Origin of the sequence: Microbacterium sp. LMI1-1-1.1, from assembly GCF_040815675.1 — a bacterium.
In the GTDB taxonomy this organism is placed as follows: Bacteria; Actinomycetota; Actinomycetes; order Actinomycetales; family Microbacteriaceae; genus Microbacterium.
On record NZ_JBFPNN010000008.1, the window covers coordinates 237506 to 253087 of the forward strand.

Consider the following 15582-nt stretch of genomic DNA (forward strand, 5'->3'; position numbering starts at 1 on the left):
CAGGACCGGCGGGCTGAGCCGGAGAACGACCGCAGACGACTCAAGGGAGAGACGATGACCGACATCAAGAAAGGCCTCGCCGGCGTTACGGTCGACGAGACCGCCGTCAGCAAGGTGAACCCCGAGACGAACAGCCTGCTGTACCGCGGATACCCGGTGCAGCAACTGGCCGCGACGCAGCCGTTCGAGGCCGTGGCCTACCTGCTGTGGAACGGCGAGCTGCCCACCGAGGATGAGCTCGCCGCGCTCCGCGCCGTCGAGCGGCAGCACCGCGCGCTCACCGACGACGTCCGCGCGGCCATCGACCTCCTGCCCGTCACGGCCCACCCGATGGACGAGGTCCGCACCGCGGTGAGCGTCATCGGCGCGCGCGAGACCGCGGGCATCGAGAACGTGATGGATGCCGTGGGCACCCCCGCCGAGAACCTCGAACGCTCCGTCCGCCTGTGGGCGCAGCTGCCCGCCGTGGTCGCCTACGGGCAGCGCCGCCGTCGCGGGCAGGAGCTCGTCGCTCCGCGCGACGACCTCGACTACGCGGCGAACTTCCTGTGGATGACGTTCGGCGAGGAGGCTGCGCCGGTCGTCGTCGAGGCCTTCACCCAGTCGATGACCCTGTACGCCGAGCACTCCTTCAACGCCTCGACCTTCACCGCGCGCGTGATCGCCTCGACCCTGAGCGACCTGTACTCCGCCGTCGTCGGCGCGATCGGCGCACTGAAGGGACCGCTGCACGGCGGGGCGAACGAGGCCGTGCTGCACGTGTTCACCGAGATCGGCTCGGCCGAGAACGTCGAGCCCTGGCTCGACGCCGCGCTCGCCGAGAAGCGCAAGATCATGGGCTTCGGCCACCGCGTCTACAAGCGGGGCGACTCGCGCGTGCCGACCATGAAGGCGGCCCTCGACACGCTCGTCGCGCACTACGACCGACCCGATGTCGCCGCCCTCTACGACGCGCTCGAGTCCGCGTTCGTCGGACGCAAGGGCATCTACCCGAACCTCGACTACCCGTCGGGTCCGGCGTACGCGCTCATGGGCTTCGACACCCTGACCTTCACCCCGCTGTTCGTCGCCGCCCGCGTGACCGGCTGGACCGCCCACATCCGCGAGCAGCAGGCCTCGAACGCGCTCATCCGACCGCTCTCGGCGTACGTCGGTCCCGACGAGCGGCATGTCGAGGGATACGTGCCGGATGCCGCCGACACCGAGGTCCAGGACCGCCCCGAAGAGGCGGCGGGCTGATGTCCGAGCAGAAGATCGTCCTGGTCTCGGGCGCGCGCACGCCGATCGGCTCGTTCGGCGGCGCCCTGTCGGGCGTCGACGCCTTCGAGCTCGGGGCCGTCGCCGTCGAGGCCGCCCTGGCCCGCGCCGGTGTCGCGAAGGAGGACGTGGACGAGGTCGTCATGGGCTGCATCGCCCAGAACGGCCCCGACGCCTACAACGCCCGCCGCGTCGCGCTCGCCGCAGGGCTCCCCACGCGCGTGCCCGCGTTCACGGTCAACCGCCTCTGCGGCTCCGGGCTGCAGGCCATCTGGTCGGCTGCCCAGGAGCTGCGGTGGGGCGGCATCGACGTCGCCGTGGCCGGCGGCGACGAGAGCATGTCGCGCACCCCGTTCCTCGACCACGGCTCCCGCGGCAACGCGCGGCTCGGCGACCGGACCCTCCTCGACGGCACGCTCGCGATCCTGACCGACCCGTTCAGCGGCCGTCACATGGGCACGACGGCCGAGGTCGTGGCATCCCGGTACTCCGTCTCCCGCGAGGAGCAGGACGCCTTCGCTGTCGAGAGCCAGCGACGGGCGTCGACGGATGCCGCCCGCGCGGCGTTCGCGGAGGAGATCGTCCCCGTCACGACCGGCGGGAAGCGCCCGGTCGAGGTGTCCGTCGACGAGCACCCGCGTCCCGGGGCGACCCTCGAGACGCTGGCCGGGCTGCGGCCGGCGTTCGAGAAGGACGGGTCGGTCACCGCGGGCAACTCCTCGGGCATCAACGACGGCGCCGCCGCGATGGTGCTCCTCCGGGAGGACGACGCGCGCGAGCGGGGTCTGACGGGCCTGGCGACGCTCGAGGCGGTCACCACCGCGGGGGTCGACCCCGAGATCATGGGGTACGCCCCGGTCATCGCGCTGCAACGACTGTGGGAGCGGACGGGACTGACGCCCGCCGACGTCGACGTGATCGAGCTGAACGAGGCGTTCGCGGCACAGGCGGTGGCGGTGATCCGCGACGCGGGACTGGACCCGTCGAAGGTGAACCCCTACGGCGGTGCGATCGCCCTCGGCCACCCGGTCGGGGCGACGGGCGCGATCCTCACCGTGCGCGCGGCGCTCGACCTGCAGCGTCGCGACCTCGAGTACGCCGTCGTCACGATGTGCATCGGCGGCGGCCAGGCCCTCGCCGCGCTGCTGCGGCGATACTGACGGGTGAAATCCGGGTCGAGCACACGACAGCCCTGATATTCTCGAGGTATCACGACCGGTTCCGCCCACTCGCGTCGGCTCGTTCGGCGCGCTGGACCTCTGCGCGCCTTTCACCCGCACGTTCGGAATGCTCTCGCTGATCCAGTTCCTGCTCGATCAGGACGGTCTCCGGCGAACGATGCTTCCCGCTGTCATCCGGGGCTTCCCCTCCGTCCTGTCGCTGTCCGTGTCCGATCTGGGCGCTCCGGCGGGATGGAAGGAGTCCGGTCTCTGGAGCTGAGCGATGTGCGTGCGACTGCATCGCGCGTTCGGGTGAGCGGGATACTGGACGGATGAGCGTTCACCTTCTCGGCGGCGGTCGCGACACCGCCCGCTGCGGCGATCTGCTGAGGCCCTTCGTCCTCGAGGCGCGGGAGCGGGCCGGCAGCAGAACGCCCCGGATCGCCGTGCTGCTCGTCATGGAGGCGGACGACGACTCCTCGGTCGCGCGCTTCTCGGCCGTGCTGGAGGCGGCGGGGGCGACGGCGGCCGAGCTGCGGGTCACGGCGATCGTCGAGGGCGACCGGTTCGCCCCGGACGTGCTCGATGCCGACGCGGTGTTCGTCGCAGGCGGGCTGACGCCGGCGTACCAGGAGGCGGTCGGGGGCATTCGGGATGCCGTGACCGACCGTGTGCGCGACGGGATGCCCTACGCGGGCTTCTCGGCCGGCTCGGTCATCGCGGCCGGCCCCGCGCTCGTCGGCGGCTTCCGGGTGGGCGGCGTCGAGGTCGCGTCGGAGGACGCCGGCGAGGAGCTCGACGAGCTCGAGGTGCGCCCCGGCCTCGGGCTGCTGGACTTCGCCGTCGACGTGCACGCCGCGCAGTGGGGGACGCTGTCGCGTCTCGTCGCCGCGGTCGACGCGGGTCTCGTCGCCGAAGGGGTCGCGATCGACGAGCACACGGCCCTGGTGATGTCGGCGCAGGCGGGCCCGGCCGTCCGCGGCAGCGGGCAGGTCTGGCGCGTCGAGTCCGCGGCATCCGGAGTCCGGGTCGAGGTCATCCGCGCCTGACCGGCGCACGTCTCCGGGAGGGACGTGCGGGATGCCGCGCGCCGGCAGACAGGAACGGCCCCCACCCGCGAGGGGTGGGGGCCGTTCCGGTGCCGGGCGTCAGGCGGTGCGGCGGCGGCGCAGCGCGAAGGCGAGACCGCCCGCGATCACGAGCATGCCGCCCGCGAGGGCGATGCCCCAGGGCGTCTCCGCACCGGTCACCGCGAGGGCGCCGGGACGGACGACCTCGATGGCGACCGGGGGGAGCACCGTGCCGTCGGCGCGCGTGATGACCACCGTGTGGGCGCCGGTCGCGAGCGACGAGGGCACGTTCACCCGGAAGGTCACCACGCCCGACGCGTCGGCCGCGGGGATCCCCGTGATCACGGTCGGCGTGCTGTTCAGCGTCGCCGTCAGCTGCTCGCCGGCGTTCAGCCCCGTGACGCGGATCGTGAACGATCCGCCCTGCTCGACGCGCGTCGCGCTCGCGGTGACCGTCACCGAGGCGGGGGACGTGGTCGGCTGCGCGGTCGGCGCCGGGGTGCCCGGCGTCGGCGTGGTGCCGGGGTCCGGCGTGGTGCCCGGGTCCGGGGTCGTGCCCGGGTCCGGCGTGGTGCCGGGGTCCGGCGTGGTGCCGGGGTCGGGGGTCTCGGTGCCCTCGTCGACGGGTGTCTGGCCCACGAGGTAGGCCCGGCCCAGCGGCGACGGGGCGACGACCTTCTCCGCGGCGAAGTAGTCGACGGTGGCCTGCAGGTCGATCTGACCCGAGTCGGCCTTGCCCGTGCCCTGCCCGAAGGCGGTGAAGTTGTCGCCGCCGGCCGCGAGGAACGAGTTCGTCACGACGCGGTACGAGGCCGCCGGGTCGATCTCGGTCCCGTTCAGCTGGATGGACACGATGCGCGAGCTTGCCGCCGCGTTCGGGTCGTACTCGAAGGTGAAGCCCTTCGAGACGCCGAGCGCGAGCACCGGACGGGACGCCCCGGCCGGCTGCCACTGCTGCTCGAGGACCGACTTCAGCTGCGCGCCGGTCAGCGACAGCGTGACCAGGGTGTTGCCGAAGGGCTGCACGTTCGCGGCCTCGCGGTACGACACGGAGCCGTTGTCGGTGCCGAACAGCAGGTCGGCGCGCAGGCCGCCCGGGTTCATCATCGCGATCTGCGCGTCCTGCCCGTTGTACGCCGGGTTCTCGCTCGTGGCCCACAGGTAGACGTCGGCGACGGTGTTGCCGAGCGTCGAGTACGACCCGCGGTCCTCGCCGCCGGACGCGTTCTTCGCACGGGTGATGTCGGCCGTGATCCTGCCGACCTCGACCTGGCCCTTCACGTCGGCCGTCTTCTTGGCCTGCGCCACGATGGCGGCGGTGGCGGCCTGCGGGTAGGCGATGTACTGCCCCACGGTGCCGTCGTACAGCGAGGTCACGCCGGGCGTGATCGAGACGAGCTCGCCCTGGTCGTCGAGGTCGATGTCGAGCGAGCCGAGGTTCGTGCCGTACTGGCCCGCCTGGATGACGGGGCGGTCGCCGATCGTGCACGCGTACTTCTGGTGCGTGTGCGCCGAGACGATCGCGTCGATGTCGCTCGAGGCGCCGCGGACGAGGTCGCCGTAGTCGCCGCTCTCGGTCGCGATGGCGGTGCAGTCGGTGCCCTCGGAGCCCTCGTGGGCGAGCAGCACGACGATGTCGGCGCCGGCCGCGCGGGCGTTCTTCGCCTCGCGGTCGGCGGCCTCGACCTGGTCCCCGAACTCGATGGTCGAGATCTTCGACGGGTCCACCATCCCGGCCGTCTGCTCGGTGACGGTGCCGACGAAGGCCACCTTTGTCCCGTCGACCTCCGCGATCGTGTACGGCTTGAGCGCCGGGGTCTTGGTGCCCTTCAGGTACACGTTCGCCCCGAGAGCGAAGTCGCTCTTCGCGCCGTCGTTCGCGCCGTAGCGCGGGATGACCCGCTCGGTGAGGTCGGCGAAGCCGCGGTCGAACTCGTGGTTGCCCACGGCGCTGGCGTCGAGGCCGGCGCTCTTCAGCGCGTCGATGGTCGGGTTGTCCTGGTCGATGAACGACTCGAACGCGCTCGCGCCGATGTTGTCGCCCGCCGACACGAACAGGGTGTTCGGGTTCTGCTGACGGTACTTCTCGACCGCGCCGGCGAGGACGGCCGCGCCGGCGATGCCCCCGGTCTCCTGGAGGAGGCGGCCGTGGAAGTCGTTGACGGTGAGCACGCGCAGGTCCGGCGTCTTCGGCTGCGTCGGGCGCACCTCGAAGACGGTGGTCGACCCGGAGACCTCGTTGCCCGTGACGAGCAGCGGCGTGCCCGTGGGCGAGCGCAGCGCCGAGACGAACGCGATGCCCTCGGGTCCGAGGTCGCCGGCGGCGGCGGTGGTGACGTCGGCCGAGGCGTTGCGGTTGTTGACGTACGTGACGTAGGTCGCGTTCTTGGGGTCGGTGATGTCGTAGACCATCACGCCGCCCGCGCGCTCCAGGCCGATGAAGGCGTAGGTACGGCCGTCGACGACGCCGATGGCGACGTTCTCCGGCTCCGGACCCTTGTCATCGGAGCGGTCGTCGACGGTGTTGTTGTCGTTGGAGACGTTGAACAGCTGCGGGGCGACCTCCTTCAGCTTCTTCTCGAACTGGTCGCCCGAGTCGAAGACGAGCTGTCCCTTGGTGTCCCAGATCGAGAACGACCGGCCGCCGTAGGCGTAGAGGTCGCTGTAGCAGCCGTCGGCGGTCTTGCCCAGGTCCGTGACGACCTTGAGGCGACCCAGCTCCGCGTCCGCGGTCTTCGTCGCGAGCGGCGAGGCGGCGCAGATCGCGCCCAGGCCGTTCTTGCCGAGGTCCTTCACGCGGGCCTCGTCGATGAACGTGCCCCACTCGCGCCCGTCGCCCTCGTTGGCGGTGACGAGGTAGGTGGACGCCTTGCCGCCGACGGTCGCGGAGTACGCGGCGATGCCGTCGGGCATGTAAATGCCCTTCAGGCCCGGGTAGGTGCGGATCTGGCTCGCGCCGTCGCGGTCGCTGGGGTCCAGCCCCGCGACGCCGTAGTCCTTGTACCCGAGCGGAAGGATGCCGGTGACGTCGGCCTTGGCCAGGTCGACGGTGGCGATGGCGTTCGCCTCCTGCAGGGCGACGTACGCGGTGGTGCCGTCGACGGTGATGTACTCCGGCTCCAGGTTGCGGCTGACGCGGTTGGCCGACAGCGGCGTGGTCCCCTGGTCGGGGGCGGCGACGTCCGGTCCGAACACGCGCACCTTCGGGTCGAGGGTCTTGGATCCGCCCTGCTCGAACGCGGTGAAGCGGGCCGTCTTGACCGCGCTCTGCGCGGGGGCGGCGAGGGCGGAGGTCAGCGCGACGACGCCGACCGAGCCCTCGGGGTCGACCGAGAAGTCGGCCGCCGGCTCGCCCTCGTTGGCGACGACGGCGTAGAGACCGTCCTTCGAGAACGTGACCATGTCGGGCAGCGCGCCGACGGTGACCTCGCCGAGCTTCGCGGCCGCGACGTCCGTCGCGTTGGCGTCGAAGAAGACGAGGTGGCCCGGGTCGGTCTTGACGGACGCCTCGAACGCGATGACGCCGAGGCCGTCGTCGCGGACGGCGACCGAGTTGGCGGTGCCGGTCGAGGCGATGTCGTACAGCTTCACCGGCTTCTTCGGGTCGCGGTTGTCGAGCACCGTGACGGTGCCCGCCTGCGCGTTGACCACGAACAGGCGGTCGCGGTACGGCTGGACGATCTCGGCCGCCGACTTCTTGTACACACCGGTGTCGTACGAGCCGAGCGGGGTCAGGCCGATCGCGGCGCCGGCGGCGCTGTCGCTGATCGGCTGGGGGACGATGGCGGCGGAGGCCGCCGTGGCGCTCGACAGGGCGAGCGCGCACACCGCCGCGGTCGTCGCGGTGAACGCGACGGCACGACGAAGGAAGGGCGAAGGCATGCGTGTCCTCGGAGGGGTCGGGTGGATCGACCGCCGTCAGGCGCGACGGTCGCGACGATCCTGTCGCGAGGCGGTGACCACGGGGTGAACGGCGGACGAACGCGCCGGTCGGAGGGAGGGGAGTGGCATCCATGTCCCTCCATACCCCTAGGAAATAGTAGGACGTCCAGGTAAACTCGACCGGGCGACGACGCCGTCGCTCCCCGAAGGAGAGCCGCATGGACACGACCCCTGCTCCCGCCCTCGCCGCCCTGTCCGCCGACGAACGCGCCGCCATCCTCGACGCCGTCCGCGACTTCGCCGCGACCGAGCTCGCCCCGCACGCCCTGGAGTGGGATGCCGCCCGGCACTTCCCCCGCGACGTGCTGCGCCGCGCCGGGGAGCTGGGACTCGGCGGCGTCACGGTCCGCGAGGACGTCGGCGGGACCGGCCTCGGCCGCACGGACGCCGTCGCGGTCTTCGAGGAGCTCGCCTACGGCGACCCGGCCATCGCCGCCTACGTCACGATCCACAACATGGTCGCGTGGATGGTCGACGCCTACGGGTCCGAGGCGCAGCGGGAGCGCTGGCTGCTGGGTCTCGTCGCCATGGACGACCTCGGCGCCTACTGCCTCACCGAGCCGGGCGCCGGGTCCGACGCCGCCGCCATCACCACGTCGGCCATCCGCCACGGCGACGAGTACGTCCTCACGGGGGTCAAGCAGTTCATCTCCGGCGCCGGCGAGGCATCCGTCTACGTCGTCATGGCGCGCACGGGCGAGCCGGGTGCCCGCGGCATCAGCGCCTTCCTCGTCCCTGCCGGGTCGGCGGGACTGTCGTTCGGCCCCCACGAGAAGAAGATGGGCTGGAACGCGCAGCCGACGCGGCAGGTGATCCTCGACGAGGTGCGGGTCCCGGCCGAGAACCTGCTCGGCGGAGAGGGGCGCGGCTTCTCCCTCGCGATGACGGCGCTGAACGGCGGTCGTCTCAACATCGCCACGTGCTCCCTCGGCGGCGCGCGCTGGGCGCTCGAACGGTCGGTCGCCTACGTGCACGAGCGCTTCACGTTCGGCGAGGCGCTCGCCGAGAAGCAGTCCGTCGTCTTCGCCGTCGCCGACATGGCGACCGAGCTCGAGGCCGCGCGCCTGCTCGTCCGCGACGCCGCCGCCGCCCTCGACGCGCACGCCCCGGACGCCGCCACGCGGTGCGCCATGGCCAAGCGCTTCGCGACGGACGTCGGCTTCCGCGTCGCGAACGAGGCGCTGCAGCTGCACGGCGGCTACGGCTACCTGCAGGACTACGGCATCGAGAAGGTCGTCCGGGACCTGCGGGTCCACCAGATCCTCGAGGGCACGAACGAGATCATGCGGCTCATCGTCGGCCGCAGCGTGCTGGCCGCGTGACGGCGTCCCGGCGGACGGCCGCGGAACCCCCGCGCGCCGCACCCGCGGACGTGCGACCATGCGACAGCGGGACAGCCCGCGCCGACATGACGGGAGTGACATGACCGAGCAGCACACCGGTGACCGCAGCGCCGCCTACGAGACCATCCGCACGGAGCAGCGCGGACGGGTCGGCTGGATCACCCTCGACCGGCCCGAGGCGCTGAACGCCCTCAACACCCGCTCGATGATCGAGGTCGTGGCCGCCGCCACCGCGTTCGACGACGCACCCGACATCGGCGCGATCGTCGTCACCGGGTCCGAGAAGGCCTTCGCCGCCGGCGCCGACATCAAGGAGATGGAGACGAAGTCCGGTCTGGACATGTCCCTCACCGACCACTTCGGCGCCTGGTCGCGCTTCGCCGCCGTGCGGACGCCCGTCGTCGCGGCGGTCTCGGGCTACGCCCTCGGCGGCGGCTGCGAGCTCGCGCTCATGTGCGACGTCATCCTCGCCTCGGACCGCGCGAAGTTCGGGCAGCCGGAGATCCAGCTGGGCGTCATCCCGGGCATGGGCGGCACGCAGCGCCTCGTCCGCGCGATCGGGTACTACAAGGCGGCCGAGCTCGTCCTGACGGGGCGGATGATGGATGCCGCCGAGGCCGAGCGTGCGGGACTCGTCTCGCGCGTGGTGCCCGCGGCCGACCTGCTCGACGAGGCCGACCAGGTCGCCCGCACCATCGCCGAGAAGTCGCTGCCCGCGCTCTACGCGGCGAAGGCGGCGCTGGACGTGGCCCTGGAGTCCACGCTGGCCGAGGGTCTCCGCTTCGAGCGTCAGGCGTTCTCGTCGCTGTTCGACACCGCCGACCAGAAGGAGGGGATGGCGGCGTTCCGCGAGAAGCGGTCGCCGTCGTTCACGCACCGATGAGCGTCACGGCGGGGGTGGACGGGCGACCCGGTCAGAGCGGGTCGGGGACCGGCGTCGGGTCGGCGAAGTCGCCCGCGCCCTTGCGGAAGCGCGCGATGATCCGCACGAGGGCGACCGCGTCGTCGTCGCCCAGCCCGAGGTCGGCGAACACGCCGTTCAGCGCCTCCGTCGCCGCGTCGACCTGCCGCCGACCCTCCGCGGTGAGCACGAGGAGAGCGGCGCGGCCGTCCGTCGGGTGCGGCTCGCGGGTGACGAGCGCGTCGCGGACGAGACGGTCGACGGTGTTCGTCACGCTCGTCGGGTGGACCTGGAGGCGGGCGATCGCGCTGGCCATCGGCATCCGTCCCTCCCGCGTGAAGGCGAGCAGACGCAGCATCTCGAACCGCGAGAACGACAGGTCGAACGGACGGAGGGCGCGGTCGATGGATGCCATCAGCAGCTGGTGCGCCCGGATGACCGAGGTCACGACGGTCATGCCGTCGGCCGCGTCGTCCCACCCGTGCGCGAGCCACTGGCGCTTCGCCTCGGCGATCGGGTCCACCGGCAGTCGTCGCGTCATCGGTCCTCCTCGTCCCTCACGGTACCGCGCGGGCGGCGGACGGCGATCGGCCGCGTCCGTCCGACGGCGGGCCCGCGGGGGAGAGGCATCCATCCGAGGGAAGGGAACGCGTCGATGAGGATCGCGGTGCTCGTCAAGGAAGTGCCCGACACGTGGGGCGAGCGGCGGCTCGACCTCGAGACCGGGCTCGTGGACCGCGGGGCGTCCACCCCCGTGCTCGACGAGATCGGTGAGCGGTCGGTCGAGGCGGCGCTCGCGTACGCCGACGCGCATCCGGGCACCGAGGTGGTCGTCATGACCATGGCTCCCGAGAGCGCCGCCGCCACCGTCCGGAAGGCGCTCGCGATGGGGGCGACCTCCGCGGTGCACGTCGTCGACGAAGGCCTTCGCGGGGCCGACCTCGGGCTGACCGCCGAGGTGCTGGCCGCGGCGGTGCGCCGCGTCGCCCCCGCGCTCGTCATCGCGGGGAACGTCTCCACCGACGGCGGAGGCGGCGTGCTGCCGGCGATGATCGCCGAACTGCTCGGGATGCCGCAGCTCACGGCGCTCGCGACCCTCGAGATCGGCGACGACGAGGTGGCGGGCGACCGTCTCACCGATGCGGGGACCATGCGGGTACGGGCGCCGCTGCCGGCAGTGGTCTCGATCACGGAGGCCCTGCCGGAGGGGCGGTTCACGACCTTCAAGGGGATCATGGCCGCGAAGAAGAAGCCGTACGAGACCCTCACGGCCGCCGACCTCGGCATCGAGGTCGACGACCCCGCCGTCGCGCGCTACATCATGCTGTCCGTCGCCGAGCGCCCGCCGCGGGAGGCCGGGACGAAGATCGTCGACGAGGGCGACGCCGGGCGTCGCCTGGCCGACTACCTGATCGCGGCGGGGGTGGCGTGATGGGTCCCGTCGTCGTCCTGCTCGAGATCCTGCCGTCCGGGGCGCTCGCCGCGACCTCCGCCGGGCTGCTCGCCGCCGCCGAGCGTCTCGGCGAGCCCGTGGCGCTCCTCGCCGGACCCGCCGAGGTCCTCCCCGCCGCCGCGGAGGCGGCCGCCGGCCTCGGCGCCGCTCGCGTCCTCACGTCGGCGGTCGACCCGAGCCTGCTCACCGGCCCGGTGGTGGACGCGCTCGCCGCCGCCGTCGACCGGGTGCGGCCCGAGGCGGTGCTCGCCGCGAACGCGGTCGAGCCGCGCGACGCCGTGGCACGTCTCGCCGCGCGCCTGCGGCTCCCGCTCGCCGCGGACGTGGTGGGGGTGTCGCGGGACGAGCTCGGCGTCGTCGCGCAGCACTCCGTCTTCGGCGGTGCGTTCACCGTCGACGGGGCGCCGACGTTCGGCACGCTCGTCGCGACGCTCCGACCCGGAGCCGTCACCGACCGGCTCGGGCCGCGACCGCTCGTGCAGGAGAGCCTGAACGTCGCGGCATCCGGGGTCCCGTCCGCCCGGGTGGAGAGCTTCCGCGAGACGACGGCGCCGTCGTCGCGTCCGGAGCTGCGCGGGGCGGCGAAGGTGGTCGCCGGGGGCCGGGGAGTCGGATCGCGGGAGAGCTTCGCGCTCGTCGAGCAGCTGGCGGACGTGCTCGGGGCGGCGGTCGGCGCATCGCGGGCGGCGGTCGACGCCGGGTACGTTCCCGTCGCGCACCAGGTGGGGCAGACCGGGGTCTCGGTGTCGCCGCAGCTGTACATCGCGCTCGGCATCTCCGGAGCCATCCAGCACCGCGCGGGCATGCAGACCGCTAGCACCATCGTCGCCGTCGACAAAGATTCCGAGGCCCCGATCTTCGCCATCGCCGACTTCGGTATCGTCGGAGACCTGTTCACCGTCGTCCCCCAACTCATCAGCGCGCTCGAGGCCCATAAGAAGTAGATGGCGTCCACACCCCGCACCCCGCGTCGCGGGCTGCCGCGCGTCCCCGGTGGGGAGCCCTGGCCGCCCGCGGCATCCGACGCGCCGGGCCCGCAGGGGTCCGCCGAACCGGCCGTCGTGGAATCGGAGGACCGCGCCGGAATCGGACGCAAGCCCGCCGCGGGTCCGAATGCGGCGCCGGTCTCCGATTCCGCGGGCGTGGGGGCGGTGGCATCCGGAGTCCCGGGCGCTGAGTCGGTCTCCGATTCCGCGGGCGTGGGGGCGGTGGCATCCGGAGTCCCGGAAGCGGGGCGGAGGGATGCCGCGGGCTCGGGCGTGCGGCGAGGACTGCCGCGCGAGCCGGGGGGCGAGCCGTGGCCGCCGATCTCGCAGATCCGTCCCGATCCCGCAGATGCGCGGGGGGATGCGGCGAGCTCCGTGCCGTCGTCCGAGGATCGCGCCGCCGCGCCCCGTGCACCGCTGACCCTGCCGCGGACGGTGCGGCCGGGGGTGGCGGCATCCCTCCCTCGCCCGCCGAAGCGCGAGCCGCGCACGATCGGGCCCTACACGCCGGTGCAGTGGGCCGGCTCCCTCGCGGTGCTGGGGACGCTGGCGCTCGTGCTCGTCGCGCTCGTCGTCGTCATCGCGCGCGTGCTGCTCTCGCTGCCGTCGGGGCAGGCGTTCCTGGCCGCGTACCCGGGGGAGTACCCCCTGCCGGACGCCGCTCCGGTCGGCATCCCGGCGTGGCTGAACTGGTCGCACTTCCTCAACAGCTTCTTCCTGCTGCTGATCATCCGCACCGGCTGGCAGGTGCACCGGGAGAAGCGGCCCGCCGCCTTCTGGTCGCCGCGCGGCAACAAGCGTCGCCGCATCAGCCTCGCACTGTGGTTCCACCAGTCGCTCGACATCCTCTGGATCGCCAACGGCGTCGTCTTCGTCGTGCTGCTGTTCGTCACCGGGCAGTGGATGCGCATCGTGCCGACGTCGTGGGACGTGTTCCCGAACGCGGTGTCGGCGGCGCTGCAGTACGCCGCTCTCGACTGGCCGACCGAGAACGGCTGGGTGAACTACAACAGCCTGCAGCAGCTGTCGTACTTCGCCATCACCTTCGTGGCGGCCCCGGTCGCCATCGTCACGGGGGTGCGCCTGTCGGGGGTGTGGCCGAGGGATGCCGAGAGGCTGAACCGGCTGTTCCCGGCCGAGTGGGCGCGCAAGCTGCACTACCCGACCATGCTGTTCTTCGTCGCGTTCATCGTGGTCCACGTGACCCTGGTCCTCGCCACGGGGGCCCTGCGGAACCTCGACCACATGTACGCGGCGCGCGGCTCGGTGGACCCCGACGCGTTCGCGGGCGATCCGACCGGGCTGCTGATCTTCGCGGCATCCCTCCTCGTCATGGCCGCGGGATGGGTGGCGGCGCGCCCGTCCGTCCTGATCCCGATCGCGCGCCTGTTCGGCGACGTGAAGCAGCGCTGACCCGGGCGGTCAGCGCGGGGCGCGGGCGCGGAGGCCGGCGACGATCACGTCGACTCCGAAGGCGAAGTCCGCGGATGCCGTCGACGCGCGGCCGTCGTCCAGACGTGCGCCGGCGCTGTCGTACTGCATCCGCTGCTGCTCGTGCCAGGCGTGCCCGAGCACGAAGTGGAGGAGCGTCGTCGCCGCGCGGTCGGCGTCCGCGGCATCCACCCCGTCCTGCCGGACCGCCCGGGAGAGACGGTCGCGGGCGGTCGATCCGCCCAGGCCCAGCGCGAGGGTGCTCGAGACGACCTCCGCCCCGTCGCGATAGGCCAGGAGGGCGTCGCGCAACGCGGCGGCCTCGCGGGCGACGGAGCGGATCCCGGATGCCGCGGGGTCCGCACCGTCGTCCTCGGACGCCGGCCCGCGGCCCGCGGCTCCGCCGTCGGTGTCCGACGCGCTGTCGGCGGGGAGGGCCGGCCGCCCCGGCGTCATCCGCGCGACGATCCGGTCGGACAGCTCGGCGAGCAGCGTCTGCTTGTTCGCGAAGTGCCAGTACAGGGCACTGGGCTGGACCTCGAGAGCGCCGGCGAGGCGGCGCATCGTCAGGTCGGGGAGTCCGTGGTCGTCGAGGAGGCGGAGAGCCGTCCGGGCGACGTCGTCGGCCGTGTGTCCGCGGGATGCCATCCGGTGAGTATAGTGAACGCCGTTCAGTGAACACCGTTCAGGAGGAGTCCTCATGCCCACTCGTCGTGCTCTCGACGCCACCGACCTCGCCCGCGTCGCGGTCTTCGCCGCGCTCATCGCCGTGCTCGGCCTGCCCGGCGGCTTCGTCGTCCTCAGCGGCGTCCCGGTGACGCTGCAGACGCTCGGGGTGATGCTCGCCGGAGCCATCCTCGGTCCGTGGCTCGGTGCGCTGTCGGTGTCGGTCCTCCTCGCGCTCGCCGCGGTCGGGCTCCCGGTCCTGTCGGGCGGCCGCGGCGGCTTCGGCGTCTTCCTCGGCCCGACCGCCGGGTACCTGCTCGGATGGATCGTGGGCGCCGTCGTCATCGGGCTCATCGTCCACGCGGGCGGTCGCCGGCCCGTGGTGTGGCGGACCGCCGTCGCGATGGTCGTCGGCGGGATCGGCGTCATCTACCTCTTCGGCATCCCGGTCCAGAGCCTGGTCATGCGGCTGCCCCTCGGGGAGACGGCCCTGTCGAGCCTCGGGTTCGTGCCCGGCGACCTGGCGAAGGCCGTGGTCGCGACGCTCGTCGTCACGACGCTCGTGCGGGCCTACCCGCGCGGGTTCCGGCGGGAGTGGCGCGAGCCTGTCGCGGCCGAGCGCGCCCCCGAGGCCGCCGCGGTATGACTCCGGCGCCGGCCACGGTGCGGTGCGACGGCCTCGCCGTCCGGCTGGGCGGGCACCTCGTCCTGGACGGCGTCGCCCTCGCACTCCCGCAGCGCACCATCGCGGTGATCGGCGAGAACGGGTCGGGCAAGTCGACCTTCGCCCGCGTGGTCGCCGGGCTGGTGCCGCGGACGGCGGGGACGCTCGAGGTGCTCGGCGTCGATCCGGACCGGGATGCCGCGGTCCTCCGCGACCGCGCGGCGTTGGTGCTCAGCAATCCCGACGCGCAGATCCTCCTGCCGACGGTCGCCGAGGACGTCGCCTTCTCGCTGCGCCCGCAGCGCCTGCCGCGGTCCGAGCGGGACGCCCGGGTCGCCGCGACGCTGGACCGCTTCGGTCTCGGCGACCTCGCCGGACGTGCCGCGCACGACCTCTCCGGCGGGCAGAAGCAGCTGCTCGCGCTGTGCGGGGCGTTCGTCCGCGATCCCGCGCTCGTCGTCGCGGACGAGCCGACGGCGTATCTCGACGCCCGCAACGCCCGCCTCGTCGCCGATCACCTGCTGTCCGACGCCGGGCACCGCGTCGTCCTCGTCACGCACGACCTCGCCCTCGCGCGCCGCTGCGACGTGGCCGTGCTGTTCGCCGGGGGACGGGTCGCCGGCGTGGGGACGCCCGACGACGTCGTCGCCGCCTACGAACGGGTGCTGGCGTGCTGACGGTGCCCGCCGGCCAGGCGGCGCGGGTGCGA

The 15582-nt window shown here is 73.0% G+C and carries 14 protein-coding genes; 11 read left to right on the plus strand and 3 right to left on the minus strand.

Annotated elements, in window-relative coordinates; translation table 11 throughout:
- Window positions 1-54: 54 nt before the first annotated feature.
- The 4 genes from MRBLMI1_RS10815 to MRBLMI1_RS10830 all read left to right on the plus strand — a co-directional run bounded on the left by MRBLMI1_RS10815 (window position 55) and on the right by MRBLMI1_RS10830 (window position 3466).
- Window positions 55-1239, plus strand: a complete 1185-nt coding sequence (locus MRBLMI1_RS10815; protein WP_367732532.1) for a bifunctional 2-methylcitrate synthase/citrate synthase — start codon at window positions 55-57, stop codon at window positions 1237-1239.
- Window positions 1239-2417: a thiolase family protein gene (locus tag MRBLMI1_RS10820; RefSeq protein ID WP_367732534.1), complete on the plus strand. Its 1179-nt coding sequence runs from the start codon at window positions 1239-1241 to the stop codon at window positions 2415-2417. The genes MRBLMI1_RS10815 and MRBLMI1_RS10820 overlap by 1 nt, the downstream gene beginning before the upstream one ends.
- Before the next feature lie 127 nt (window positions 2418-2544).
- Window positions 2545-2697, plus strand: a complete 153-nt coding sequence (locus tag MRBLMI1_RS10825) for a hypothetical protein (protein WP_367732536.1) — start codon at window positions 2545-2547, stop codon at window positions 2695-2697.
- A gap of 52 nt (window positions 2698-2749) precedes the next feature.
- Window positions 2750-3466 carry a Type 1 glutamine amidotransferase-like domain-containing protein gene (locus MRBLMI1_RS10830; RefSeq protein ID WP_367732538.1) on the plus strand — a complete coding sequence of 239 codons (717 nt, stop codon included), beginning with the start codon at window positions 2750-2752 and terminating at the stop codon, window positions 3464-3466.
- A 99-nt stretch (window positions 3467-3565) separates the two neighbouring features.
- On the opposite strand, the gene MRBLMI1_RS10835 is transcribed toward MRBLMI1_RS10830, so the two are convergent.
- Entirely contained in the window at window positions 3566-7369 is a 3804-nt protein-coding gene (locus tag MRBLMI1_RS10835) for a choice-of-anchor I family protein (protein ID WP_367732540.1), read from the minus strand.
- A gap of 218 nt (window positions 7370-7587) precedes the next feature.
- On the opposite strand from MRBLMI1_RS10835, the gene MRBLMI1_RS10840 reads away from it, so the two are divergent.
- Together MRBLMI1_RS10840 and MRBLMI1_RS10845 are read left to right on the plus strand one after the other, a co-directional pair.
- Window positions 7588-8751 carry an acyl-CoA dehydrogenase family protein gene (locus tag MRBLMI1_RS10840; RefSeq protein WP_367732542.1) on the plus strand — a complete coding sequence of 388 codons (1164 nt, stop codon included), beginning with the start codon at window positions 7588-7590 and terminating at the stop codon, window positions 8749-8751.
- Window positions 8752-8851: 100 nt separating this feature from the next.
- Window positions 8852-9655 (plus strand): enoyl-CoA hydratase-related protein, encoded by an 804-nt coding sequence (locus MRBLMI1_RS10845; protein ID WP_367732544.1) that lies wholly within the window; start codon window positions 8852-8854, stop codon window positions 9653-9655.
- Between the two features lie 31 nt (window positions 9656-9686).
- Here the strand turns inward: MRBLMI1_RS10845 and MRBLMI1_RS10850 are convergent, their stop codons facing one another.
- A complete protein-coding gene (locus MRBLMI1_RS10850; protein WP_367732546.1) occupies window positions 9687-10214 on the minus strand; it encodes a MarR family winged helix-turn-helix transcriptional regulator in 528 nt (175 codons plus the stop codon).
- Between the two features lie 114 nt (window positions 10215-10328).
- On the opposite strand from MRBLMI1_RS10850, the gene MRBLMI1_RS10855 reads away from it, so the two are divergent.
- From MRBLMI1_RS10855 to MRBLMI1_RS10865, 3 genes are read left to right on the plus strand one after another with little or no spacing between them, the layout of a single operon-like run.
- On the plus strand, window positions 10329-11105 hold the full coding sequence (locus MRBLMI1_RS10855) for an electron transfer flavoprotein subunit beta/FixA family protein (protein WP_367732548.1): 777 nt from the start codon (window positions 10329-10331) through the stop codon (window positions 11103-11105).
- Window positions 11105-12070: an electron transfer flavoprotein subunit alpha/FixB family protein gene (locus MRBLMI1_RS10860; RefSeq protein WP_367732550.1), complete on the plus strand. Its 966-nt coding sequence runs from the start codon at window positions 11105-11107 to the stop codon at window positions 12068-12070. Before MRBLMI1_RS10855 ends, MRBLMI1_RS10860 begins: the two co-directional genes overlap by 1 nt.
- Window positions 12071-13525, plus strand: a complete 1455-nt coding sequence (locus MRBLMI1_RS10865; RefSeq protein WP_367732552.1) for a cytochrome b/b6 domain-containing protein — start codon at window positions 12071-12073, stop codon at window positions 13523-13525. It abuts the gene before it with no gap.
- A gap of 9 nt (window positions 13526-13534) precedes the next feature.
- On the opposite strand, the gene MRBLMI1_RS10870 is transcribed toward MRBLMI1_RS10865, so the two are convergent.
- The gene (locus MRBLMI1_RS10870) at window positions 13535-14191 is read right to left on the minus strand and encodes a TetR family transcriptional regulator (protein ID WP_367732554.1); all 657 of its coding nucleotides are present in this window, start codon (window positions 14189-14191) and stop codon (window positions 13535-13537) included.
- A 52-nt stretch (window positions 14192-14243) separates the two neighbouring features.
- Here MRBLMI1_RS10870 and MRBLMI1_RS10875 point away from each other — a divergent pair, with 52 nt between their 5' ends.
- Window positions 14244-14855, plus strand: a complete 612-nt coding sequence (locus MRBLMI1_RS10875; protein WP_367732556.1) for a biotin transporter BioY — start codon at window positions 14244-14246, stop codon at window positions 14853-14855.
- Window positions 14852-15550, plus strand: a complete 699-nt coding sequence (locus tag MRBLMI1_RS10880) for an energy-coupling factor ABC transporter ATP-binding protein (protein ID WP_367732558.1) — start codon at window positions 14852-14854, stop codon at window positions 15548-15550. The genes MRBLMI1_RS10875 and MRBLMI1_RS10880 overlap by 4 nt, the downstream gene beginning before the upstream one ends.
- Window positions 15551-15582: the final 32 nt, after the last annotated feature.